We start from the raw sequence: 481 nt of genomic DNA on the forward strand, positions 1-481 counted from the left end.
AGCTTCAGTCGGCATGCCACTCTCATCAGCGGTGGCAAGCTGTAAATCCAGATAAATAGCCATCTGTAAGATTATTCCGTTTCAGGGCTGGCCTGGCGCGCTTCCTGCTGGTCGCGGCGGCGTTGTTCAGCCAGTTTTCGTTGTTTCTGATCTTCGCTCTCCCAGGCTTCATACGCCTGAACGATACGCGCCACGACAGGGTGGCGAACCACGTCAGTGGCCTGGAAGAAGTTAAAGCTTATTTCATCCACATCAGCCAGCACTTCAATAGCATGGCGCAGCCCGGAGCGCGCACCGCGTGGTAAGTCGATCTGGGTGACATCGCCGGTGATCACTGCCCGTGAGTTAAAGCCGATCCGGGTCAGGAACATTTTCATTTGTTCTACTGTCGTATTCTGGCTTTCATCCAGAATGATGAAGGCATCGTTCAGTGTCCGGCCGCGCATATAAGCCAGTGGTGCCACTTCAATGACATTACGCT

General features: G+C 53.6%; 1 protein-coding gene. It reads right to left on the reverse strand.

The window, feature by feature from the left end; translation table 11 throughout:
• Positions 1 to 71: 71 nt before the first annotated feature.
• On the reverse strand, positions 72 to 481 hold a 410-nt coding region (locus ACYP03_RS24040; RefSeq protein ID WP_459782367.1), incomplete at its 5' end, for a PhoH family protein.

The sequence above is a fragment of the Photobacterium sp. R1 genome, assembly GCF_054600795.1.